Origin of the sequence: Nocardia arseniciresistens (assembly GCF_046764875.1) — a bacterium.
In the GTDB taxonomy this organism is placed as follows: domain Bacteria; phylum Actinomycetota; class Actinomycetes; order Mycobacteriales; family Mycobacteriaceae; genus Nocardia; species Nocardia arseniciresistens.
Window position 1 is genome coordinate 56,952 of sequence record NZ_JBKORD010000004.1, and the last position, 21,306, is coordinate 78,257.

A 21,306-nucleotide genomic window follows, 5' to 3' on the forward strand; every position below is an offset into this window, starting at 1 on the left:
AGCGCTGCCCCGGGATTCGGGGTCTCGTCGATGGTCGCCCATAGGGGGTGGTAGCGCCTCGCCATTGACTGATCCATCCCTTCGGTCCCGCACCTATAGCCGCACAACAATTTCCCGGGGCTCAGCGTACTGAAGGGCCACGCCGAGTCCATGCATTGATGCGTCGGATGTGAGCCAAGCCTCACCGCCGCCCGCGGTCGGCGTCCGCATGGAGAGCAGTGCTCTTGATTTTTCGCGGCCGCGGTGCAACACTCTTCTTACAGAGAGCAGTGCTCACAAAGGAGAGATCATGAACGCCAGCACCCGGTACGTCGGCCCGACGGGCATCGATCCGATCATGAACAAGATCTTCAACTGGTTGCCCCGGCTCGGGATCAGCGTGCTGGGATCGCGGCTGCTCGCGGTGCGTGGCCGCAAGAGCGGCGAATGGCGGACCACCATGGTGAACCTGTTGACCGACGCGGATGGCACGCGCTACCTGGTCGCACCGCGTGGGCACACCCAGTGGGTACGCAACCTGCGTGCGTCGGGCACCGGTGAGCTGCGCCTGGGCAGGAAGGTGGAGGAGTTCACCGCCGTCGAGGTCGCCGACGAGAACAAGGTCCCGCTGTTGCGGCTCTACCTCCAGCGCTGGGGCTGGGAGGTCGGCAAGTTCTTCGAGGGCGTGACCAAGGAAGCCACCGACGAGGAACTCGCCGCCATCGCACCCGGCTTCCCGGTCTTCCGGCTCGCCTGACGCGCAATCCATCCACACTCCGCACAGGGTGTGGATGGTTGTGGACTATTAGCGGTTGACCAGGAATCCGATGGCGGCGGCGTATCCGTGGATGCCCATTCCCGCGACGACCGCGGTGGCGATCGGAGAAATATAGGAGTGATGCCGGAACTCCTCACGGGCGTGCACATTGCTGATGTGCACCTCCACGATGGGGACCTCCGGAATCACCAGTGCGTCCCGCAGCGCGACCGAAGTGTGCGTGAGCCCGCCGGGGTTGATGATGATGGCCGACTCCGCGCCGCGCGCCCGGTGGATCCGATCGATCAGCGCTCCTTCGGAATTCGACTGGAACGCGACGATCTCGCGGTCGTACCCGGCGGCGGTCTTCCTGCACAGCTCGACGATGTCGTCGAGTGTGGCCGACCCGTAGATCTCCGGCTGGCGGATGCCGAGCATGTTCAGGTTCGGGCCGTTGAGGACCAGAATCGGACCCTGGTCCGTGGAGGCTGTGGCTGCCATGCGGGCAACTTTAGTCCGATGGGCTCAGAGGCCCTGCGGACCTTCCGAGCGCAGGTCGTCCACCTTGCGCATCGCGCCGCGCAGCTCCTCGAGCCAGGCTTCCGCGTGCTTGCCCGCCAGTTTGACGGTCCAGGCCAGCGCGTCGGCGCGCGAGCGCGCCACGCCCGAGTCGACCAGGGTGTCGAGCACTTTGCGTTCGGGCTGCCGCAAGCGCGTCATGACCGGAACGGCCAGGTGGGTGAACAGGTATCGCTGCCCATCCACCGACACGCCCCATGCGACGCTGCGGCCGTACCGCTGCTGGGCCTCGTTGGCGATCTGCATGCGGGCGGGTCGGGTCGATTCGCGGAAGCGGGCGATGGCGCCCTCTTTGGTCGCGTTCGGAATCTTGTCAGTGGGGCCGTCCGCTTCCGGCTCGGATTCCGTCGGCTTCTCGCCCTTTTCGGGCGGTGCGATCGGGAGTTCGCCGATGACGACGACTTCGTCGCGGTCGATTTCGATGACAGGCGATCCGGTGAACCAGTCGCTCGGCAACCTTCCGGCGAACCAGTCCGGAACGTCCGCCGGATCGGGAAGATCGGCCTGCTGCCAGCCACCCGGTCGTCCGAATCCCTGTCCCCGATGTGCGTTTCTCATGGGCTTCACCTAACTTGCTGTGCTGATGCGATTACTTGATTACAAGATTACGACGTAAACGGAGAAAGTGGTTCCGCTCTGTGCGAACGGGTTTCCAAATCGTGTCCATCGGGTACTTGTGCCACAAAACGCCGACGTGGGCGGTTATCGCCCGGCCTTCCGTTCCGGCCGGTACGGTAGCGGCGCTGGTTGTCGTCTTGTGACTGAATACCGTCCGTGATTGGCCTCCCGAGTGCGTGATTTCGGGCACAATCAAGATGCTGAGCGTGGGTAACGTCCTCGGTTATGGTGGCACCGCAGGTAGTTACTTTCAGGTACGGTGGTCTTGTTACTGGAGTGACAAGAGTGAAGAGTGGGCGACATGGATGTGTGGGGATCCCGCCGCTTTCGCCTCCGGGGCGCAATCGCACTCGCGGGGGCAGCGGCGCTGGCTTTCGCGATGGGATCGTGCGGATCCCACCAGGCTCCGAATGGACCAGAGGCGGTTGTCGAGCGTTTCACCGACCTGCTGGATGATCAGGACGCCGCACGGGCGTCGGAGCTGACGTCCTACCCGAGCGCGGCCTCAGCAACTTTGAAGCAAATGTTCGAGGGTCTACAGCCGGGCAAGGTCGACTACAAGACGACTCAATTCATCAGCCTGGACGCCGATGAGGGCCTGTTCAGCATGGATGTCGACTGGAACTTCGGCGATCAGAAGAACTGGAAGTACAGCCTGCAAGGCACCGTGCGGAAGTTGGCGATCGGCTGGCGGATCTCCTGGGACACCGGGGTCGTGATGCCGCAGCTGGAGCACAACCGGACGGTCAAGCTGGTCCGCACCACCCCGCTACCCGCGCCCCGCGTCAACGACATCGTCGGCGGACCACTGATGACCGAGCAGACGATCAACGTGATCAAGCTCGATCCGGCCAGAATGCCCGATCCGATCGCCTCCTCCGACGCGCTGTCCAAGGCCATCGAGCCGGTCGCGCCGTTGATCACCGGGCCGTCGCTGATGCAGCAGCTGTCGACCTCGCAGGGCAAGCCGATCGTCGCGGTGAATCTGCGCGAGCCGGACTTCGCCATCTTGGAATCGGCGATGGGTCCGATTCCCGGCGTGGTGATGGAGAAGCAGCCTCGGCTCATCTCCGCCGATCGCCGGGTGTGGTCACCGCTGCTCGACGCACTGCGCAAGGTGCAGCAGGACAGCCAGGAGGCACACTCCGGCTGGGGTGTGCAGGTTTTCGAGCCCGACGGCCGCCTCGTCGGCCAGATCGCGGGCCAGCAGGGCCCGCCGGGGCCCGACATCGCGGCGACCATGGATCAGCGTTTGCAGCGGGCCGCCGAGGACGCGGTGGTCAGTGCGGCGACGCAGGCGTCCATCGTGGCGATTCAGCCATCCACCGGTGCCGTTGTCGCGGTAGCGCAGAACAGTCAGGCCAGTGAGCACGGACCGGTCGCATTCACCGGTCTGTACCCGGTCGGCGGGAACATCGAACTGTTCCGCAATATCGCGGCGGTGACCTCGGGCAAGGCGCCGCAGGATGTGTCGGTGCAGGATGCCGCGGAGTCCGCGGCCATGCTCGGCGTCGGCGTCGACTTCAAGGTCCCCGGGCTCGACGAGGTGACCGGGCGGCTGGCGATCGCGGGCCGCAGCGCCGAACAGGTACGTCAGGGTGGTGGCAACGACGCGGTGCTCGCGAGCCCGTTCGGCATGGCGATCGCCGCCGCCGCGATCGCACGCGGCGAGGTGCCGCCACCGATGATCGAGGTAGCACGCCCGAGCACGGCCGAAGGACAGTTCGCCGCGTTGACCCCGGAAGTCACCGATCGGTTGCGAGGCTTCCTGCGCGACGCGGCAGGCCGACCGGAATTCGCGAGTCTGCGCGGCTTCCGCGATGTCACCGGGTTCGCGGCCACTGCGGGCCCGGATGGCTGGCTCATCGCGAACATGGGTGACCTCGCCTTCGCGATCCACATCAACGATGTCGACAGCACCGACGCCACCGCGCGGATGGCCGCCCGCTTGCTTCAGGCCTTGTCCAGCCCCGAAACGTAATTGCAAGCTTGCCCCGGGAACCCGTGGCCTGCACCGGCTCGAGTCCGAGTATGCCCGGCCTCGGCGATGCGGTCCGGGGCTCGGAATGGTTTCAGCTCTGGTCCAGGTAACCCAGCTCCCGCACGACTGTCGCGAAAGCCTGGATCTGTGGGTTGTCGCAGTCGCTGCGCCACATCGGCGCCCAGCGCACCAGGTGGGAGTCGGCGATGGGGAGGTAGGTGATACCCGGGCGGTTGTAATAGCGGGCGATGTGACTCATGCCGGTGGTCAGAGCGGTACTGGTGCTGACGGTCGTCAGGATGTCCTCGAGGGTGGAGATCTGGGTGACTCGCTCGATCGGGCGGCCTTTGGGCGTGTAAAAGGGGCTGACCGCATCCTCCCAGTAGTCGGGGAGAGGGGCGCTCGGCTGAAATACGCCGCGGTCGCCGAAAACCTCGAGGCTCAGCTGCTTCGCACCGGCGAGGTCATGGTTGTCGGGCATGACCGCGACCATCGGTTCGGCGGATATGAGTGGTCCGACAGTGAGTCCGGGCTCCTCGACAGGTAACCAGCCGATGACGATGTCGACTTCGCCGCGATGAAGCGGACCGAATTGATCGCCGAACTCGCTACTGCGGATCTGCAACTCCCAATCGGGCTGCCGGTTGCGGAACGCGTTCCAGAACGGCTGGTAGTCATAGGGGTTGTAGCCGATCATCGCGATTCGGAGCACGCCCCGCACGCCCATCGCGGTTTTCCTGGCATTCTCGATGGCTTGCAGTACGCCGTCGTAGGCGGGCCGCATCTCGGCCAGAAGCTGGCGGCCCAGGAGTGTCAGCCGCACGTTGCGAGGGTCGGAGCGGTCCAGTAGTCGTCCGCCGATACGACGTTCTTGGTTCTTGACCGACTGGCTGATCCTGGCCTGGGACAAGTGCAACCGCTGGGCAGTACGTCCGAAATGCAGCTCCTCCGCCAGTGCCAGGAAGATCTCGATGTCCCGCAACTCCATGACTGCATTGTGGCCTGATCGATCCGCGGTCGCGACTCGTAACCTCCTCGGTCGCCAAGGCCGGAACTCTGTTGCTTCGGTTTATCTCGACCTTTGGCAAGTCTGCGGCAATGGGCGGAGTTGGTCAACTACGAAATTTCCATTTTTCGATTACTTTTAGTAATAGCTGTTGTTATGTTTCCCGTTTCCGAGAAAGGCGGTACCCTTCTGGCCAAACTGGACTATCGGGAGTAGAAGTGTCACGTAACATGTTCGCCACCAGTGGATTTGCTGCACTGGCGTTGGCAAGTACCGTGCTGGCCGGCGCTCTTGCCAATGCTCCGGCAACGGCCGACGAGTTTCCCAATCTGCTCGGCCCGGCCGTTCCTGCGGCTGCCGATCTGAATCACGATGGATATCCCGATGTCGTATTCAGCGACTTTGTTCTCGGTAACGGCGTTTCCGTCCTGATGGGTAGAGCCGGTGGTGGTTTCGAACCCGCGATCCGCTATATGACCGGCGGTCAGGCCGACTACGTCGCGATCGCGGATTTCGACCACGACGGGGAACTCGACCTCGCTGTCACCAATTTCACCAGCGGTGATGTGTCCATTCTCAGGGGTAATGGTGACGGCACATTCGTCGCGGCGGTCAATTATCCGACCGACTTCGCGCCCGGAGCCGTCGTGGTCGGTGATTACAACCACGACGGCAACGCGGACTTGGCCACCTCGAACCAGGCTCCTTCGTGGTCCATTCTTTACGGCAGGGGCGACGGCACTTTCGCTGACGAGCTGCGGATCTCCACCCATCTCGGTGTGGGCTCCGGATCCGCCGATGCCGCCGACTTCGATGGCGACGGCAATTTAGACCTGCTGCGCGGAAACTATGTCAACAGCACCATCCAGATCTATCGCGGCAGGGCGGACGGCACCTTCGCGGACCCGATCACCCTCGGCGACGGCGCGCTCACCGCGTGGTACGGCATGGCACGCGACATCAACGGCGACGGCAAGTCCGACATCTTGTTCTCCAACCTCGTAGGCGGCACTGTCTCGACGCTGGTCAACAACGGTGACGGCACCTTCGGTCGGGCCGAGCGGTATTCGACCGGCGGACTCTTGCCGCAATGCTTCGACCTGGCCGACCTCAACGGTGACGGCACACTCGACATGGTCGTCGCCAATGGTGGGACCTCCAGCATCAGTGTTCTACTCGGCACCGGCAACGGCACCTTCGGTAGCCCGCGCACATATGCCTCGGGTGGGCTGGTTCCCCTGTCGACCCCGCTGCTCGCCGATTTCGATCACGACCAGAAGATCGATGTGGTCGTCGGCAACACCGCGTCCGGCGAGATCACCCTGCGCTACGGCAACGGTGACGGCACTTTCGGCGCACCGATCAATTATTCGGCGTAGCCGAGAGCGTGCGGTCGCCGGAGACCGCCTGGGTGAGTCGCGAGCATGTGGTCCGTCCGATTCCGGCCTGCCGCATTCTTGACAGATATCAGCTCTGACCTGCGAATACACTAGAGATACGGCATACGCAGTTGCGTATGCCGTTCTCTGATGCGTACAGTGTTCGCATGAGCGAACATCGTACGCAACGATGTGGATTAGAGGAGAGATCATGTCGGAGACCATCAGCTGGGACACCACCGGTAATGGGGAAGACGAGCGCCGACGCAGGGCCGCGAGTCAGGTCTCGGCGCGACAGTCGGTCGAGACTGCGGAGTCGGCCGGTGGGTTGGACCTCGCGCATTGGCAGGCGCGGCTGGATGAGCTTCGGGCCGCCCACCATGTACCCGGCGCCGGGTTGGCGTTCTTGGTCGACGGGCAGATCTACGAGTTGGCCAGCGGCGTCCTGCATCGGGGCACCGGCGTCGAGGTGACCACCGACTCGGTCTTCCTGTGCGGTTCGATCGCCAAGGTCTACACGGCCACCATGATCATGCAGTTGGTCGATGAGGGAGCGCTCGATCTGGACGTGCCCGTGATCGACATACTGCCGGAGTTCGCGGTGCCGGATCCGGAGGCGACCGAGACCATCACGACCCGGCAGTTGCTGTCGCACACCGCCGGATTGACCAATGATTTCGCTCTCGACACCGGCCGCGGTGACGACTGCCTGGCCGAATACGTCGCGGCGGCCAGGGAGGTGGCGCTGGATTGCCCGCCGGGAACCGCGTACTCCTACGGCAGCGTCGGCTATGTCGTCATGGGTCGCATGGTCGAGGTGCTGACCGGAACCACATGGGATCAGGCGATCCAGGATCGAATCGCCACCCCGCTCGGGCTCGAGCGCACCGTGACGCTGCCGGAGCAGGCGTTGCGGTTTCGCACCGCGATGAGCCACCTCGGCGAGCCCGGCGTCGACCCGGACCCGGCGCCTTCCTGGGATCTGATGCCGCGCTCATTCGGCCCGGCGGGTCGAATCATCTCCAGCGCAGGCGATATGGTCCGGTTCGCGCAGATGCACCTCGCGGGCGGAATCGCCGCGGACGGCAGCCAGGTACTGAGCACAGCCTCCGCCGCGGCCATGCAGCGTCGCGAAGTCGATTGCCCCGACAAGTGGACCGTCAATGGTGACGGCCAGGGCCTCGGCTGGGTGCTCAACGATTGGAACGGTGTCGGCGGCTTCGGTCACGATGGTGCGGCCATCGGTCAGTACGGCTACCTGCGCATCGTCCCATCGGCGAACGTGGCCGTCGTCCTGCTGACCAACGGCGGTGGTGCTCGCCAGCTGTACTCCGACCTGTTCAGGGAACTGTTGCGCGAGTTGGCCGATGTGACCATGCCGGAGCCGTTCGGTCCGGCCGCGCGGCCGCCCGCGCTCGACCTCACCCCGCATATCGGCACCTACAAGCGTGCGGGCGTCGTCCTCACCGTGAGTGAACGAGAAGGCAAGGCGCACATGCTGTATGAATTCGTCGACGACATGAAGGACATGTCCCCGCCGCTGAGCATCGACCTGATCCCGGTGTCGGAGTCGGTGTGGGCAGGAACCGGTGCGGGCCCCTCCTTCAGCGAGGGCTACATGCCGGTGATCTTCTCCACCCTGGCCAACGGCATCCCCTGTGTCTACGTCGGCACCAGGGCCACACCGAAGACCGCCTGACCACTCGCTGTACCGAGCCTCGTCGACTGGTTCGGCGGGGCTCGGTCAGTTCGTGGGGTGCGGTGCAGTTCGAGATGACTTGCTAATTCAGCGCTTTGATCGCCGCGCGCCAACCGAGCAGGAACAACGCGAGCACGGTCATCGCGACGAGGACGAAACTGAATGCGGTGCCCTGCCCGTTGACCACCCGCAGCAGCATGCCGCCGCAGAGCGTGCCGAGCCACACCAGAATCCCGGTGGGCCACAACGCAGTTCCGTCGAACCGTACGGCCTGTCCCGCCTCACCGGACATTCTGCTCGACACCACCACCGCAGCGACCCAACCGATCGCGAGACCGATCGCGAACGGCCAGAACGTCTTCAACAGTCCGGTAAGTACCGCCTCATCGTGACTGCGCCTCCCGATCGCGCAGAACAGGATAACCAGCAGTGCATCGACCACCAACGGCACCAGTCTCTTCATCCGGGCCAGCCTAATAGCGGCTCAGCCCCGCACGCACCGCGACACTGACCCGAGCACCCCCTCAATTCGAGCCCCGGATTTCGTCCGAGCGATACCCTCTCCGATCCAGCCACGCGATACCGTCGCCGCCCAGCCACCACGGAGCGAGTCTTGCGAGCCGAAACTACAACCGCCGCTGCTCGAACTCTTTCTCGAATTCGTCGTCATCGTCGTGCCGGGTGCGGGACAGGTACAGGAACACGATCCAGCCGACGATCGCCACCAGGATGAAGCTCACCAAGCGGTACACGAAGGCCGCGGCGACGGCCTGCGCGGCAGGCAGTCCCGCGGCGGCGGTGAGGCCGTAGATCAGCGTCGCGTCGACATAGACGATGCCGCCGGGCGCGAACGGGATGGAGCCGACGGCCTTGCCCGCGGCGAACGCGATCAGCAAACCGGCCAGCTTGGGGTCGGCGCCGACCGCGTAGCAGGCGGTGCCGAGGCAGGCCACGTCGGCGAACCGGTGCACCAGCGCCCATCCGCCGACCAGGGCGCCGTCCCGCTTGCCGAGATCCACCGATTCCAGCTGGGCGAGCACCTCGGAAACCTTGCTCATGCCCTGGTCGGCGGGGCGTTTGCGCAGCTGATTGATCAGGGAAAGCATTCGGCGCAGCACCGCCTCCAGCGTGCCGGGGTTGTTCGACACGTAGTTGCCGAGCCACACCAGCGCGACCACTCCGGCCAGTGACAGGATCAGCTTGAACGGCCCGACCTGGTTGCCGACCAGCAGCGCACCGCCGACACCGAGCAGCGCCAGTCCCGCGGTGGCGACAACCCCGGAGATCACCAACTGCCACGAGGCGACCAGCGGGCTCGCGCCCCAGCGGCGCATCTGTCGATAGGTGAAGGTGGTGGAGAATACCTGACCGGCCGGAAGTGTCACCGACATTGCCGTTGCGCCATAGACGACGGCGACCGATTTACGCTGGCTGACATCGACGCCGCCCGCATGCAGCAGTTGTTTCTGTAGCCTGCCGAATCCGCTCATGGAAAGTGCCTGTAGCCAAATGCAGGCGGCGACCCAACCCCAATGAATTTCGGTGAGATTCTTCCAGGATTCGTGCAGTCGCGGCCACAGGTAGTAACCCTCGCCGATCAGCAGCGCAATCAATGCGACGCCGACGACCCATTTGAGCCACCAGAATTTGCTGCGGCGCTGCTCATGCGTGGACTGCCGTGGTGCGGGCTCGCCCGCTAGCTCCCCGTTGGCAGTCACCCGGTCAGCCTAACGAACCGGCTGTTTCGCTGTCTGTAGGGGCGTGCGGGTCGGTGCCATCCTTCGGCCTGGCCAATCGAGTTTGTCTGCGCCGTCCACGCAGTTGTACCTCGTCGCCGGTCTCCCAAAAGTTCTGCTCACTCTCATCGGCGAAATACAGTGCGCTCCCTGAGGCGAGTACGCGTCCAGGTTGATCTTTAGCCAGTTCGGTCAGCCGTGACGCTTCGTTGACCGGATCACCGATCACCGTGTATTCGAAACGGTTTGCGGCACCGATATTTCCGGCGACGGCAAGCCCGGCCGATACGCCGATGCCGATATCGAGCCCTGGCACTTCGCGCAGCGTTTCGCGCAATTCACGGGCGGCGGCAAGGGCCGCCGTCGGTGCGTCGGGGCGGTCGAGCGGTGCGCCGAAGATGGCGAGGGCCGCATCGCCGACGAACTTGTTGACGAAGCCGTTGTGGCGGTCGATCACGTCGACGACGATTCGGAAGAACTCGTTGAGCAGGCTCACCACCTCGGTCGGCGGTCGTTCGGCCGCGGTCGCGGTGGAACCGACCATGTCGACGAACAACACCGCGACGAAGCGCGTTTCGCCACCGAGTTCGGTGCCGTAGTCGAGGGCGCGCTGCGCGACTTCCTCGCCGACGTGCTGGCCGAACAACTCCTGTAGCTGGCGGCGCTTGGCTGCCTCTTCCATCATCCGGTTGAACCCGACCTGAAGCAGTCCGATCTCGCTGCCGTCGAAGACTTCGACCTGGACGTCGCGTGCGCCCTCCTGCACCCGGTTGATGGCCTGGCTCAGCTGGCGCACCGGATCGGAGATGCTCGATCCCGTGAGCATCGACAGCGCGAGTGCCTGCATGATCACCACGCCGCACAGCAGCAGAATCGAGATGGCCAGCGATTGCGCGGAGAACTTGACGTCCGAGGAAATCTGGGTGACGCACAGCAGCACAATGGCGATGGTCGGTGCGAAAGTGCCCATGCCCCATGTCATGCCCATACGGGTGCCGACGCCGGGGGTCAGTGTGTGATCGAAGGTGCCCTCGGTGAGCGCCTCGGCGGCGACCGGGCGCAGGATGCGTTCGCCGAGCATGTAGGTGAAGCCGAACACGATGGTCGCGGCCATACATTCGGTGACGATGACCGCGCCGGCCAGTTCGGGCGCGTCGACGATGATGGTCGCGGCCAGGATGGCGCCGCCGACCAGCCACAGCGTCAGGTGCACGATCGCCTGCCGTAGCGGGGCGTGCAGGGCGGCCATCTGCTCTTGCCTGCTCGGTGGGCCGCCACGCATCTGCCAGCGCATCACCGGGCGCAGCATCAGCGCCGATGCGCCGAGGCTGAGCAGGCCGCCGGTCAGGAAGACGAGGGCCGGGACCAGCAGGTCGGTGCGCCGTGCGCCCGCCGACTCCCCCTCGGGGACAGGAAGTCCGTACTGGATGAATGCCCAGACCAGAACCGCGCCGAAGGCGTTGGCGAGCAGCATCGATGTCAGGTACAGCGGCCAGCGTGTTCGCATGGTCTGTTTGACCGCTTCCAGTGGCGCTGACACGATCACCAATCTAGCGTCCGGCTCTGTCAACTAGGCTCACGACCGTGACCGACCTGAAGTCAAGTTCACCGCGGAAAGGCACTGCGACTCGTTCTCCCTCGGACGCAGTGCACCCATTGGTCCGTATGACCGCGGAATGGTCTTGGCGGCTTTTGGTCATTTTCGCGGTGGTGCTCGCCATATCGACGATTGTGCAGAGACTCGCGACGGTGGTTATCCCGCTTGCCATCGCGCTGCTGGCCGCGGGCCTGCTCGCGCCGCTGGTGGATTGGATGCAGCGGTTCGGAGTGCCGAGGGCGGTGGGGGTTTTCGTCGCGCTCGCCGGATCGCTCGGTCTGGTCGCGGGCGTCCTGACCTTCGTGGTCGAGCAGTTCGTCGACGGTGTGCCGCAGCTGTCCGATGAGATCACCCACAGCATCCACCAGGTGCAGGACTGGCTGATCAACGGTCCGGCGCATCTGAGCGACGAGCAGATCCGCAATGCCGGTGACACGATCGTTCAGGCGATCAGGTCCAATCAGGACAGTCTCACCAGCGGTGCGCTGACCACGGCGACGGTGATCGGCCACATTCTCACCGGCACCTTCCTGACGCTGTTCATCCTTATCTTCTTTCTCTATGGCGGCGACCAGATCTGGGAGTTCGTCACCAGGATGGTGCCGACGGCGCATCGGGAGAAGGTGCGCACGGCCGGGCAGCTCGGGTTCGGGACGCTGGTCGGATTCGTGCGCGCCACCGTGGCGGTCGCGGCGGTAGATGCCATCGGTATCGGTGCCGGACTGGCGATCCTGGGGGTGCCGCTGGCGCTGCCATTGGCCTCATTGGTGTTCATCAGCGCGTTCATTCCGATTATCGGTGCATTCCTCGCAGGCACGGTCGCTGTGTTCATTGCCCTGGTCACCAAGGGTTTCGTCACCGCGTTCATCGTGCTGGGCATCATCATCGCGGTGATGCAACTGGAGAGTCATGTTTTGCAGCCGTTGCTGCTCGGCAGGGCGGTCAGCATCCATCCACTTGCGGTGGTGCTTGCCATCACCGCCGGTGTGGTGCTCGGTGGAATCGCGGGTGGCCTGCTGGCCGTGCCGTTCGTCGCGGTGATGAACACCGCGATCCGTTCGCTGCTCGCCGATAGTCCCGAGGAAGTCTTCGAGGAATTACAGACCGGGGAGCCGGGCAGGATGTACAGCGCCGAGCCGGACGAGCCCGAGCCGGGGCGCTTCGATCTGGAAACGCTCGTCGAAGCGGCCGAACACGAGCCCCCCGAGACAGCGCCGGACAAGAACATCGTGCCGGACAAGCCACCGTCGGAGCGCCGAGCCGAACGACAGGGCGGCGGCCTGGATAAAACCGATGATGCGGCCACCGACAACTGACCTGACCCCGGCCGACGCGGCGACCGCACCGCTGTGGCGGGCGGCGCAGGCGCTGCGGCTGGTGACCCTGCTCTACGCGGTGGGGCAGCAGTTCGCCTCGGTGTCCGACTACCAGAACCAGCGGTTGAGCTGGGTGCTGATCGCCCTGATGGCGGTCTGGTCCGGTGCGTCGGCGCTGATGCTCTCGGCATGGCATTTTCCCGATGTGGCGCGGCTGCGCCGTTGGGTCGTGGTCGGTGACCACATTGTGGTGATCGCGCTGATCGCCTCGACGCGTCTGGTCGCGGATTATGGCTGGTACCACGGACATCAGACCTTGCCGACGACCCTGTGGGCGGCCAACGCGGTGATCTCGGCGGCCATCCTGTGCGGTCCCATCTGGGGTGTGCTTTCGGGGACGCTGATCGCCGCGGTGATCGTGACGGTCCGTGACCAGTGGGGTCAGGACGTTTGGGCCGATGCGACGGCCCCGGTCCTCGTTTCCATCGGCTTGGCGCTGGGATTGGCGGCCGATACCGCCCGCCGCGCCCACGGCCAGCTCGAACGGGCAGCAAGACTCACCGCGGCCGCCGAAGAGCGGGAACGACTTTCGCGCGAAGTACATGACGGCGTGCTTCAGGTGCTCAGTTACATCAAACGGCGCGGTAGCGAAATCGGTGGCCCGACCACGGAATTGGCGCAGCGTGCCGGGGAACAGGAAGTGGCGCTGCGGGTCCTGATCTCCGAGCAGGGCGGCCCGCAGGATGCCGGCGGTGTGGATGTCGATCTGCGCCCATTGCTGACGGTGCACGCGACACCCGAGGTATTCGTCTCGACGCCGGGCCAGCCGGTGCAGGTCGGGCGCCGGACCGCGCAGGAGATCGCGGCGGCGGTGGCGACGGCGTTGTCCAATGTCACCCTGCACGCGGGGGCGGACGCGAAAGCATATGTGCTGCTGGAGGACACCGGAGATGAGCTGATCATCAGCGTGCGTGACGACGGTGTCGGAATACCGGCCGGTCGACTGGCCGAGGCCGAAGCAGAAGGGCGGATGGGTGTTTCCCAGTCGATCGTCGGCAGGATCGCCGCGCTCGGTGGGGCGGCGGACCTGCTCACCGAGGCCGATGGTGGGGTCGGGTTCGGCACCGAATGGGAATTCCGGGTGCCACGTGCGTGAATTGAACAGCGATCGCACAGGAGGTGCGTTGTGACCGATAGTCAAGCCGCGGAGCCGGTTTCGGTGATGGTCGTGGACGACCATCCGATGTGGCGCGACGGCGTGTCCCGAGACCTCGCCGAGGCCGGATTCGAGGTGGCCGCGACCGCGGACAGTGTCGGATCCGCGACACGACGAGCAGCCGCGGTACGTCCCGCCGTGGTGCTGATGGATATGCAACTGCCGGACGGAAACGGAGCCGAGGCCACCGCCGAGGTGCTGCGGGTATCACCGAGCAGCCGGGTGCTTGTGCTCTCCGCATCCGCGGAACGCGGCGATGTCCTCGACGCGATCAAGGCGGGAGCCTCCGGTTATCTGGTGAAGAGCGCCTCCGTCGCCGAGCTGATCGAAGCGGTCCGCGCGACCGCCGCGGGTCAACCGGTCTTCACGCCCGGCCTCGCGGGCCTGGTCCTCGGCGAATACCGGCGCATGGCAACGACTCCGGCCGAGCCGGACGAACCACACCGCCCCGCACTGACCGAACGCGAGACCGAGGTCCTGCGGATGGTGGCAAAGGGCCTGTCCGCCAAGCAAATCGCCGCCCGCCTCAACCTCAGCCATCGCACGGTCGAAAACCACGTCCAGGCCACGCTCCGCAAACTCCACCTCGCCAACCGCGTGGAGCTCACCCGCTACGCCATCGAACAAGGGCTCGAATAGGTGGTCGAGCGGACTATCGCCGCGGCGTCGCACGAGTGAGCCCTGCGCCATGTCCCGCTCGATGAGTACGGGGCAGGACGGGTGTACGACTGACGGAGGAGGAAGCGGGCCGGAGAATCCGGGATTGCCCTGATGTGTGCGGGTGGCGGGATGGGTAATCTCGAATCTATGGGCGGACCCGAATCGGTATCCAGTGGTGTCGGCTCCGGTGACGCTGTCGGCAACCGGGAGCTGCGCGTCTCCGACGCCGAACGCGAGCATGTCGGTGAGTTGTTGCAGCGTGCAGTCGGGCTCGGGATGCTGTCGCTCGGTGAGTTCACTGAGCGGATGGATACCGCGCTGGCCGCGAAGACCCGTGGCGAACTCAATGCCGTGCTCATCGATCTGCCGGGTGTTCGGCTGGTCGGTCAGCCCGCCGCGCCGCCTTCGGCCTTCGTGAACGCCGCGTCGTTTATGAATTCCGTGCCGCCGTTCGGTAAGCGCGGGCCGATGTCCGCGGTGCCGGGTCCTGCGTCCGCAGCGCCGAGCAACCTGATTCGCAGCCGCTTGTCCGGCGTCAGCAGGCGTGGGCCATGGCAGGTCGCACCGTCACTGCGCACGAACAACTGGCTTTCGGGCGTCACGCTGGATTTCACCGAGGCCATCATGTCGACCCAGGTCGTCGAGCTGCATGTCGACGACTATTGCAGTTCGCTGACCCTGATCGTGCCTGCCGAGGCCACCGTCGACCTCAACGCACTCGACCTCGTCGGCTCCAGTGTCAACAACAAGGTCCGGACCGGCCCACCCTTCGGTCCGCTACACCTGGTCGTGCACGGCCGAATCTACTTCGGCTCTGTCACCGCCAAGCACCCTCTCAGCGCGCAGTGGCGCAAGCTGCTCGGCCGCTGAGGCCGCCGGACTTGTTCGTCACGTCGGTAAGCTGAAACCTGACATCGATGTGAAAGTTCGAGTCCGACGGCGAAATGCGAGGTAGCGGATGCGAATCGGCGAGTTGGCGCGGCGCACCGGAGTCAGCGAACGCTCATTGCGCTACTACGGGGAGCAGGCATTGCTCGTGCCCGAGCGCACGCCGGGTGGGTATCGTGACTACCCCGAATGGGCGGTGGATCGGGTCATCCACATCCAAGAGCTCTTCGCCGCGGGCCTGTCCAGCAAGAAGATCGCCCACCTGCTGCCGTGCATGCGAGACGTGGACGGCGGCGCGAACGAGTTCGCGACCCCGGAATTGGTCTCCGAGCTGGCGGCGGAACGGGATCGGATCAATCGGACGATCACCGACCTTGTCCGCTCGCGTGAGGTGTTGGACGAGGTACTCGACCGTGCCTCGGAGCGATTCCGTGTCACAGACGCTGAAGTCGATTGAGGGTGGGGCATCGCGTCGGCGGACCGATACCGATCCGCTACTTCGAGGCGTACGCGGCCTGCCGCTCAGGTGTTGACGCCGATGCGGCGGGCGAAGGCGCGCAACGGAACTCGGCGATCGTGGTCGAGGAGTTCGGAGACGATGTGGCGAGGCAGGGACTGATATTTGATCCAGTCGGGCCCGCCGACCCGCTCGGCGTCGAGTAGCGCGTCGAGGGCGCGCTTGTGCTGGCCGGTGCGGGTCCATGCGACCGCGGTGTCGGTGAGATGGCGGGCGCGGGAGGCTTGCGGGAGGCCGCAGTTGCTCGGCATATCCTTCGCTGCGGCGAGGGCCTCCGGATAGCGTTCGGAAGACACGTTGACGTCCACGGTTTGCATGACGACTTGTGAAGGGCCGAAATAGGTTTCGTAGTCACGGCGATCGCCGCCGATACGCAGCGCGACCTCGCCCGCCGCTTGGATGAGCGTGAGGGCCTCTGGAACATGTTGCGATCGTCCAGCCGCGGTCGCGCTCTGCAGCACCAGGGAGCCGTACGCGGAAAGATGCGCCGGTGTTTCGGTGCCCGCTGGTTCGAGATCGGCTGCCGCGCGTAAAGCGACGCGGCGAGATTCGTCGTACCTGCCCTGCACCAGCAGCTGCCAGGCGACCGAGCCGCGAATCGTGGCCAGCAGCAACGGGTCGTTGCCCAGCTCGGCCGCCGCGAGCGCCTGCCTGATAGCGAGGAACGCCGGATCGGTCTGGCCGAGATGTACCAGCGTGCAGCCGGTAACCCAATACATCCTGGCGAGCAGTTCGTTCGCAGGCGCGATCATGCCGTTGCGTGCGGCGTGCACGGTCGCGCGCAGGTGGGTCACGCCTGTTGGCAGGATCGAAGTGAGCAGTTCGTAGCGGCCTGCCCAGTAGGCGCCCCACGCGTAATCCACTGCGCGGCCGCCTTCGTCGTGGGTGATCGCATGCTCCTCGGGGAGCTCGCCGAGTAGATCATCGACCGGTGTCAGCGCTCTGCGGATCGCGACGATGCCCGCATCGGGATTGCCGGACGGTATGCCGTGCCGTTTTCCGACCAGATCGGAGATATCGATGTCCAGCGCGCGAGCTAATTTTTGCAGGCTGGCAATCGAAGCGGTCTGGCGTCCGCCCTGTTCGAGCTTGCGCACCAGATCAACGCTCACACCGGCCTGGTCGGCGAGTTGACGCTGGGTGAGCGCCTTTCCGCGGAACAGCCGGATCCGCACGCCGATCGACGAATCATCCATGAACCAGATTCCTTTGTTACAACCACGTTTCAGAGTACGACGCTAAAGGATTGCGCTGCACGAAAGTGGGACATTACGTACGACTCGTTTGCCTCTGGGTGGAATACCGTTGCCTTTCTGCAACTTTGAAAGCAAAGGGCGGCGGCAATGACAATCATGCCGAATACCACCGCGCGGGCTCCAGGCGACGATCGCGCCATCGAGCGGGGGACAACTTTCACTGGAACCGCACGTCACACGATGGGTGTTCACGACAAGCACGGCCCACTACGCCGAGGATCGCGCGCGGTTCTACTACCTCGCGCGATCAGCCCAGCACGTACTGGATTCGGCGAGGAGTAGAGCCATGTTCGAACGCTGTCATTCACCCCACGAGGTCGCGCACCTGCTGCGACATCGCTACGGCCTGCCTGTTCAACTTCTCGCGGGCCGACCCATGATCACCACCGGCTCCATCCTCGGCGGCCTTGTCATGCCTCCCGAATTGGGCCGCAAAGTCCTTGCCACCCTGGACCGCACCTACACGGCCCCGGTAATAGCCGACCCCGGCGAGTGCGCCTGGACCTTCCTCGTCACCCAACCGAGCCCCGCCAATCCCGTGGACATCTCCGTCCGCCGCTGTCTGGCGGGCCACCAGGTAACCGTCATCCCCGGCGGCCGCTACGTCCTACTCCCCAGCACCGACTCCCGACTCGGCTGGCACTGGGCGGGCGAACCGGCCCCCGGCGTGCTCCACATGCCACCCCGCTCGGCGGTGATCAACACCGTCCAACAGGTGACCACGATGCGAGCACCCGCCTGAAACGTCTCCCGAAGACTGATCTCCACCCACCGATCCGAGGTGGGGATCAGTCGGCGACGCTGCTGACGCGGTCCTTGGGGTGCTACCTGGTAGCACAACGTGCCACAGCTGAGTAGACTATAAACATGTCAGCTCAGCCTGAGATCACGCAGCGGGATCTGCGTAACAAGTCCAAGGAGATCATGGACGCTGTCGAACATGGGCAGTCGTTTACGGTAACGCGAGACGGCCACCAGATCGGCGAGCTGATTCCGCTTCGGCGGCGGCGGCGTTTCGTCAATCGCGACGACTTTGTTGCGATGTCGCGCAACGCCCCCGTCGTTGACCTGGAGACATTCCGGCGGGACCAAGATGCTGCTGCTGACCATGAGGCGGGCGACCCGTATGACCGGTGAACTTCCGGACGTAGGGCTGCTGGACACAAATATCCTGATCCTGCGACGGCACATCGAAGCTGCTGCGCTGCCCGCGAGCATGGCTATCAGCGCAATCACGTTGGCCGAGTTGTCCGCTGGACCGCACGAGGTGCGTGGCAATACTGAGCAAGACGAGTACGACGAGCACGAGGAACGCGCACGTCGGCTGGACGTTCTACAGCGAGCCGAGAGCGAATTCGATCCGATCCCATTCGATGTGGAGGCGGCGCGCGTATTCGGGCGGGTCTCGGCGGCAGTCGTTGCCATCGGGCGCAAACCTCGGAGACGCTTGGCGGACTTGATGATTGCCTCGACTGCGATTGTCGAGGACTTGCCGCTCTTCACGACCAATCCGAGTGACTACGTAGGCCTGGAGAAGTTGTTGAAGGTGGTTCCGGTTACCCGACCGGTCGTATAGCACCGCGGCCGGGACGTCGGCGGTGTCGCTGGCGGCCTTGGCAACCCGCGTCCGCGAGGTCGATAAGGGTCCGGCCGGACACTGCGAAGTCGGGTAGATCTTTGCTGTGTGGCGGGTGTTTCTACTCATGTCCGGGTGGGGTGCGCGCAACGAGCATTGGGTTATGACTACATCTATCGACCCGGCGCTGATTTCGCGATTGTCGGGGGAGTTTGCCGCGCTCGGAACACAGATGGGCATGGTCGGGCGGGATCTGGAGTTGCTGCGGACGCAGGTGACTGTGGGTTCGGCTGCGGCTCAGGGGGTTACGGAGCAGCGATCCGGTGTCGAAGCCGCGGCTGTGGATGAATCCGTGCCGGTACCGCCTGGTTCGGTGTTGACCGTGCCTGGACTCTCGCAACAGTCCCCCGCGCCGCAGGCTACGCCGCCGGGTGGTTCCGGTGTGCCACCAGCGGGTCAGGTGCTGGGTGGAGCTCCTGCGGATCCGCGGTATGCGCCTGCGGTGGGCCGACCGCCAATGCCGGGCAGGCCCGTGGGTATGCCCGCGGCGAGCACGCCGAACTGGATGGGCGGGCCTGGGGGAGTGCCGAACTGGACGGGCGGCCCCACAGGTATACCCGGGGCGAGTGGGTCGAACTGGACGGGCGGGCCTGTGGGAATGCAGAACTGGGCGGGTGGGCCTGCCGGGAGCATGCAGAACTGGGCCGCGGGGGCGCAGGGCGGGGCGGGTGTTCCCGCAGGGATGTCTGCGCAGGAAGTTCGCGGGCCCGGTGTTGCGAGGGCGCCGATGCCGGGGATGGGGGTGCCGCCTGGTGCGCGGCCACCGATAAGGCGGGGACCCGCGGTGCCGCATACGCCGTGGTGGCAGCAGGAAGGAATGATCAGCCGGATGCTGGCGGTGGCCGGGGTGGGGGTGACGCTGATCGGTGTGGTGATGCTGCTGGTGCTCGCCGCGCAGGCGGGGTTGTTCGGGCCGGTGCCCAGGGTTGTTGCCGGGGCGGTGTTCTCGGCGGCGTTGGTCGGCGCCGGGATGCGAGTATTCGGCCGGGCAGGTGGCCGAGTGGGTGGAATTGCCTTGGCGGCCACCGGCATTGCCGGTGCCTATCTGGATGTTGTTGCGGTGAGCGCGATTTACCAATGGCTGTATCCGCCGCTCGGGCTTGCCGCGGCGCTCGCGGTGGCCGCGGGCGGGGTCGCGCTTGCGATGCAGTGGAGGTCGCAAACGCTCGCGGTGCTCGTCGTCGCCGGTGCGGCCGCGTTGTCACCGGTGGTGACGACCGAGCTGGTGTTGCTCGCGTTCCTGATCGTGTTGCAGTTGGCTTGCGTTCCGGTGCAGATGGAGCGGGATTGGCCGCTGCTGCATGTGGTGCGTACCTTGCCTGCCGTTTTGGCGACCTTGCTCGCGATCGGCTCGGCGTCCTTCGACACCGCGACGCACGAGCGGGTGTCCTTGCTGCTCGCCGCAGCTGTCACGGTCGCCGCGGTGGGGTTCGTCGGAAGCATTATGGTCGTGCGGCGGCGGCAGGGAGACCTCACCGCCACACTCACTTTCGGGCTGGCAACGCTGCCACTGCTTGCCGCACCCGCACTGTTCGAGCGGCATATCGGTGCGATCATCGCGGCGGCCTTCGCGATAGTGCTTCTGTTCGTCGCCGCACTGCCGGTGGGGTCGAAACTGCACGAATTGGCGCGGATTCCGGGACATCTCCGGATAGTCGCGGCGGTCGCGGGTTCGTTCGCACTGCTGGAGGCGTGCATCGGAGTGACCGAAACCCAGACGCTTCCGGTCGCGCTGTTCTTGGTGACGTTGGGCTTCCTGGGCGTTGCCGGGCAACAGCGTTCGCGGATGGCCGGGGCCATCGCGACGACGTTCGCCGCGGTCGGCGCGTTGGTCTACCTCGCCAATGTCAGTCCGGAAACGCTTGCGACACAACGTTTCGCCGAGGAGCGGCTCGGCATCTCGACGGCGTTGGCAGCCATCCTCGCCTTAGCGGTAGTCGCGGTGGCCGTATGGTGCGTCCGGAACTTCCCGAGCCGGACCGACGGCGCTACCACCGAATCGGTCCTGTGGATCCCCGCGAGTGTCATTGCCCTGTACGCGGTTACGGCCGCAACGGTATCGATCGGCATCGCGGCGGGGCTTCCCGACGGCTTCGTCATCGGACACAGCGCCGCGACCATCCTGTGGATGGCAGCGGCGACCGTCGCCCTACTGTTCGGTTTGCGCAACCTGGCCCGCTCGCCCGGGGTCGCCAAACTAGCACTCGGCTCCGGCCTACTCGTCACCGCCGCGGCCCTCGCCAAGCTGTTCCTCTTCGACCTCGCCACCCTCGGCGGCCTGGTCCGAGTCGCAGCCTTCCTCGTCGTCGGCGTCCTACTCCTGATAGCGGGCACCCGCTACGCCCGCGCTTTCGCCGAAGCCGGTGGGGCAAACCGAGATTCGGCCGACAACGCGGCCCACTGATCAACCCCGTATGGCCGCAGCCCTCCAGGGATGCGGCCATACGGCTGGTTGGTCGTGCGGCTGGTTGGTCGTGCAGCCCGGT

Annotated in this window: 20 protein-coding genes; 13 read left to right on the top strand and 7 right to left on the bottom strand. The window is 65.2% G+C overall.

Annotated elements, in window-relative coordinates; translation table 11 throughout:
* Nucleotides 1-289: 289 nt before the first annotated feature.
* Nucleotides 290-736, top strand: coding sequence for a nitroreductase family deazaflavin-dependent oxidoreductase (locus tag ACLMAJ_RS08070; RefSeq protein WP_412012902.1), 447 nt, complete (start codon nt 290-292; stop codon nt 734-736).
* A gap of 48 nt (nt 737-784) precedes the next feature.
* On the opposite strand, the gene aroQ is transcribed toward ACLMAJ_RS08070, so the two are convergent.
* Nucleotides 785-1,237 carry a type II 3-dehydroquinate dehydratase gene (aroQ, locus tag ACLMAJ_RS08075; RefSeq protein ID WP_412012903.1) on the bottom strand — a complete coding sequence of 151 codons (453 nt, stop codon included), beginning with the start codon at nt 1,235-1,237 and terminating at the stop codon, nt 785-787.
* A 24-nt stretch (nt 1,238-1,261) separates the two neighbouring features.
* A complete protein-coding gene (locus tag ACLMAJ_RS08080) occupies nt 1,262-1,873 on the bottom strand; it encodes a hypothetical protein (RefSeq protein WP_412012904.1) in 612 nt (203 codons plus the stop codon).
* Between the two features lie 361 nt (nt 1,874-2,234).
* On the opposite strand from ACLMAJ_RS08080, the gene ACLMAJ_RS08085 reads away from it, so the two are divergent.
* Nucleotides 2,235-3,914 carry an NTF2-like N-terminal transpeptidase domain-containing protein gene (locus ACLMAJ_RS08085; protein ID WP_412012905.1) on the top strand — a complete coding sequence of 560 codons (1,680 nt, stop codon included), beginning with the start codon at nt 2,235-2,237 and terminating at the stop codon, nt 3,912-3,914.
* A gap of 91 nt (nt 3,915-4,005) precedes the next feature.
* Here the strand turns inward: ACLMAJ_RS08085 and ACLMAJ_RS08090 are convergent, their stop codons facing one another.
* Entirely contained in the window at nt 4,006-4,902 is an 897-nt protein-coding gene (locus tag ACLMAJ_RS08090; protein WP_412012906.1) for a LysR family transcriptional regulator, read from the bottom strand.
* Nucleotides 4,903-5,012: 110 nt separating this feature from the next.
* Here ACLMAJ_RS08090 and ACLMAJ_RS08095 point away from each other — a divergent pair, with 110 nt between their 5' ends.
* A complete protein-coding gene (locus ACLMAJ_RS08095; protein WP_412012907.1) occupies nt 5,013-6,299 on the top strand; it encodes an FG-GAP repeat domain-containing protein in 1,287 nt (428 codons plus the stop codon).
* A 211-nt stretch (nt 6,300-6,510) separates the two neighbouring features.
* Entirely contained in the window at nt 6,511-7,998 is a 1,488-nt protein-coding gene (locus ACLMAJ_RS08100; RefSeq protein WP_412012908.1) for a serine hydrolase domain-containing protein, read from the top strand.
* Between the two features lie 82 nt (nt 7,999-8,080).
* On the opposite strand, the gene ACLMAJ_RS08105 is transcribed toward ACLMAJ_RS08100, so the two are convergent.
* The 3 genes from ACLMAJ_RS08105 to ACLMAJ_RS08115 form a co-directional block, all read right to left on the bottom strand.
* On the bottom strand, nt 8,081-8,461 hold the full coding sequence (locus ACLMAJ_RS08105; protein ID WP_412012909.1) for a DUF3054 domain-containing protein: 381 nt from the start codon (nt 8,459-8,461) through the stop codon (nt 8,081-8,083).
* 163 nt (nt 8,462-8,624) lie between these two features.
* Complete coding sequence (locus ACLMAJ_RS08110; RefSeq protein WP_412012910.1) at nt 8,625-9,716, bottom strand: lysylphosphatidylglycerol synthase transmembrane domain-containing protein; 1,092 nt, start codon at nt 9,714-9,716, stop codon at nt 8,625-8,627.
* Nucleotides 9,717-9,720: 4 nt separating this feature from the next.
* Entirely contained in the window at nt 9,721-11,241 is a 1,521-nt protein-coding gene (locus tag ACLMAJ_RS08115) for an adenylate/guanylate cyclase domain-containing protein (RefSeq protein ID WP_412013254.1), read from the bottom strand.
* A 158-nt stretch (nt 11,242-11,399) separates the two neighbouring features.
* Between ACLMAJ_RS08115 and ACLMAJ_RS08120 the strand changes: the two genes are divergently transcribed.
* The 5 genes from ACLMAJ_RS08120 to ACLMAJ_RS08140 all read left to right on the top strand — a co-directional run bounded on the left by ACLMAJ_RS08120 (nt 11,400) and on the right by ACLMAJ_RS08140 (nt 15,868).
* Nucleotides 11,400-12,647 (top strand): AI-2E family transporter, encoded by a 1,248-nt coding sequence (locus ACLMAJ_RS08120; RefSeq protein WP_412012911.1) that lies wholly within the window; start codon nt 11,400-11,402, stop codon nt 12,645-12,647.
* Nucleotides 12,625-13,803 (top strand): MacS family sensor histidine kinase, encoded by a 1,179-nt coding sequence (gene macS / locus ACLMAJ_RS08125; protein ID WP_412012912.1) that lies wholly within the window; start codon nt 12,625-12,627, stop codon nt 13,801-13,803. Before ACLMAJ_RS08120 ends, macS begins: the two co-directional genes overlap by 23 nt.
* A gap of 66 nt (nt 13,804-13,869) precedes the next feature.
* Complete coding sequence (locus tag ACLMAJ_RS08130; RefSeq protein ID WP_412013255.1) at nt 13,870-14,502, top strand: response regulator; 633 nt, start codon at nt 13,870-13,872, stop codon at nt 14,500-14,502.
* A gap of 168 nt (nt 14,503-14,670) precedes the next feature.
* Complete coding sequence (locus tag ACLMAJ_RS08135) at nt 14,671-15,393, top strand: DUF1707 SHOCT-like domain-containing protein (protein WP_412012913.1); 723 nt, start codon at nt 14,671-14,673, stop codon at nt 15,391-15,393.
* Between the two features lie 88 nt (nt 15,394-15,481).
* Entirely contained in the window at nt 15,482-15,868 is a 387-nt protein-coding gene (locus tag ACLMAJ_RS08140; protein WP_412012914.1) for a MerR family transcriptional regulator, read from the top strand.
* Nucleotides 15,869-15,933: 65 nt separating this feature from the next.
* Here the strand turns inward: ACLMAJ_RS08140 and ACLMAJ_RS08145 are convergent, their stop codons facing one another.
* A complete protein-coding gene (locus ACLMAJ_RS08145) occupies nt 15,934-17,124 on the bottom strand; it encodes a helix-turn-helix domain-containing protein (protein WP_412012915.1) in 1,191 nt (396 codons plus the stop codon).
* 346 nt (nt 17,125-17,470) lie between these two features.
* Here ACLMAJ_RS08145 and ACLMAJ_RS08150 point away from each other — a divergent pair, with 346 nt between their 5' ends.
* The 4 genes from ACLMAJ_RS08150 (at nt 17,471) to ACLMAJ_RS08165 (ending at nt 21,224) form a co-directional block, all read left to right on the top strand.
* Nucleotides 17,471-17,926: a hypothetical protein gene (locus ACLMAJ_RS08150; protein ID WP_412012916.1), complete on the top strand. Its 456-nt coding sequence runs from the start codon at nt 17,471-17,473 to the stop codon at nt 17,924-17,926.
* A 125-nt stretch (nt 17,927-18,051) separates the two neighbouring features.
* Nucleotides 18,052-18,321: a type II toxin-antitoxin system Phd/YefM family antitoxin gene (locus ACLMAJ_RS08155; RefSeq protein ID WP_412012917.1), complete on the top strand. Its 270-nt coding sequence runs from the start codon at nt 18,052-18,054 to the stop codon at nt 18,319-18,321.
* A complete protein-coding gene (locus ACLMAJ_RS08160) occupies nt 18,311-18,760 on the top strand; it encodes a type II toxin-antitoxin system VapC family toxin (protein WP_412012918.1) in 450 nt (149 codons plus the stop codon). The genes ACLMAJ_RS08155 and ACLMAJ_RS08160 overlap by 11 nt, the downstream gene beginning before the upstream one ends.
* 742 nt (nt 18,761-19,502) lie before the next feature.
* Nucleotides 19,503-21,224, top strand: coding sequence for a DUF2339 domain-containing protein (locus tag ACLMAJ_RS08165; protein ID WP_412013256.1), 1,722 nt, complete (start codon nt 19,503-19,505; stop codon nt 21,222-21,224).
* Nucleotides 21,225-21,306 lie beyond the last annotated feature (82 nt).

Bases quoted from the DNA above. Each gene is read 5' to 3' on its own strand.
- ACLMAJ_RS08070 (WP_412012902.1), top strand. From the start codon at position 290: ATGAACGCCAGCACCCGGTACGTCGGCCCGACGGGCATCGATCCGATC.
- aroQ (WP_412012903.1), bottom strand. From the start codon at position 1,237: ATGGCAGCCACAGCCTCCACGGACCAGGGTCCGATTCTGGTCCTCAAC.
- ACLMAJ_RS08080 (WP_412012904.1), bottom strand. From the start codon at position 1,873: ATGAGAAACGCACATCGGGGACAGGGATTCGGACGACCGGGTGGCTGG.
- ACLMAJ_RS08085 (WP_412012905.1), top strand. From the start codon at position 2,235: ATGGATGTGTGGGGATCCCGCCGCTTTCGCCTCCGGGGCGCAATCGCA.
- ACLMAJ_RS08090 (WP_412012906.1), bottom strand. From the start codon at position 4,902: ATGGAGTTGCGGGACATCGAGATCTTCCTGGCACTGGCGGAGGAGCTG.
- ACLMAJ_RS08095 (WP_412012907.1), top strand. From the start codon at position 5,013: ATGGGCGGAGTTGGTCAACTACGAAATTTCCATTTTTCGATTACTTTT.
- ACLMAJ_RS08100 (WP_412012908.1), top strand. From the start codon at position 6,511: ATGTCGGAGACCATCAGCTGGGACACCACCGGTAATGGGGAAGACGAG.
- ACLMAJ_RS08105 (WP_412012909.1), bottom strand. From the start codon at position 8,461: ATGAAGAGACTGGTGCCGTTGGTGGTCGATGCACTGCTGGTTATCCTG.
- ACLMAJ_RS08115 (WP_412013254.1), bottom strand. From the start codon at position 11,241: ATGCGAACACGCTGGCCGCTGTACCTGACATCGATGCTGCTCGCCAAC.
- ACLMAJ_RS08120 (WP_412012911.1), top strand. From the start codon at position 11,400: ATGACCGCGGAATGGTCTTGGCGGCTTTTGGTCATTTTCGCGGTGGTG.
- macS (WP_412012912.1), top strand. From the start codon at position 12,625: ATGATGCGGCCACCGACAACTGACCTGACCCCGGCCGACGCGGCGACC.
- ACLMAJ_RS08130 (WP_412013255.1), top strand. From the start codon at position 13,870: ATGGTCGTGGACGACCATCCGATGTGGCGCGACGGCGTGTCCCGAGAC.
- ACLMAJ_RS08135 (WP_412012913.1), top strand. From the start codon at position 14,671: ATGGGCGGACCCGAATCGGTATCCAGTGGTGTCGGCTCCGGTGACGCT.
- ACLMAJ_RS08140 (WP_412012914.1), top strand. From the start codon at position 15,482: ATGCGAATCGGCGAGTTGGCGCGGCGCACCGGAGTCAGCGAACGCTCA.
- ACLMAJ_RS08145 (WP_412012915.1), bottom strand. From the start codon at position 17,124: ATGGATGATTCGTCGATCGGCGTGCGGATCCGGCTGTTCCGCGGAAAG.
- ACLMAJ_RS08150 (WP_412012916.1), top strand. From the start codon at position 17,471: ATGTTCGAACGCTGTCATTCACCCCACGAGGTCGCGCACCTGCTGCGA.
- ACLMAJ_RS08155 (WP_412012917.1), top strand. From the start codon at position 18,052: ATGTCAGCTCAGCCTGAGATCACGCAGCGGGATCTGCGTAACAAGTCC.
- ACLMAJ_RS08160 (WP_412012918.1), top strand. From the start codon at position 18,311: ATGACCGGTGAACTTCCGGACGTAGGGCTGCTGGACACAAATATCCTG.
- ACLMAJ_RS08165 (WP_412013256.1), top strand. From the start codon at position 19,503: ATGTCTGCGCAGGAAGTTCGCGGGCCCGGTGTTGCGAGGGCGCCGATG.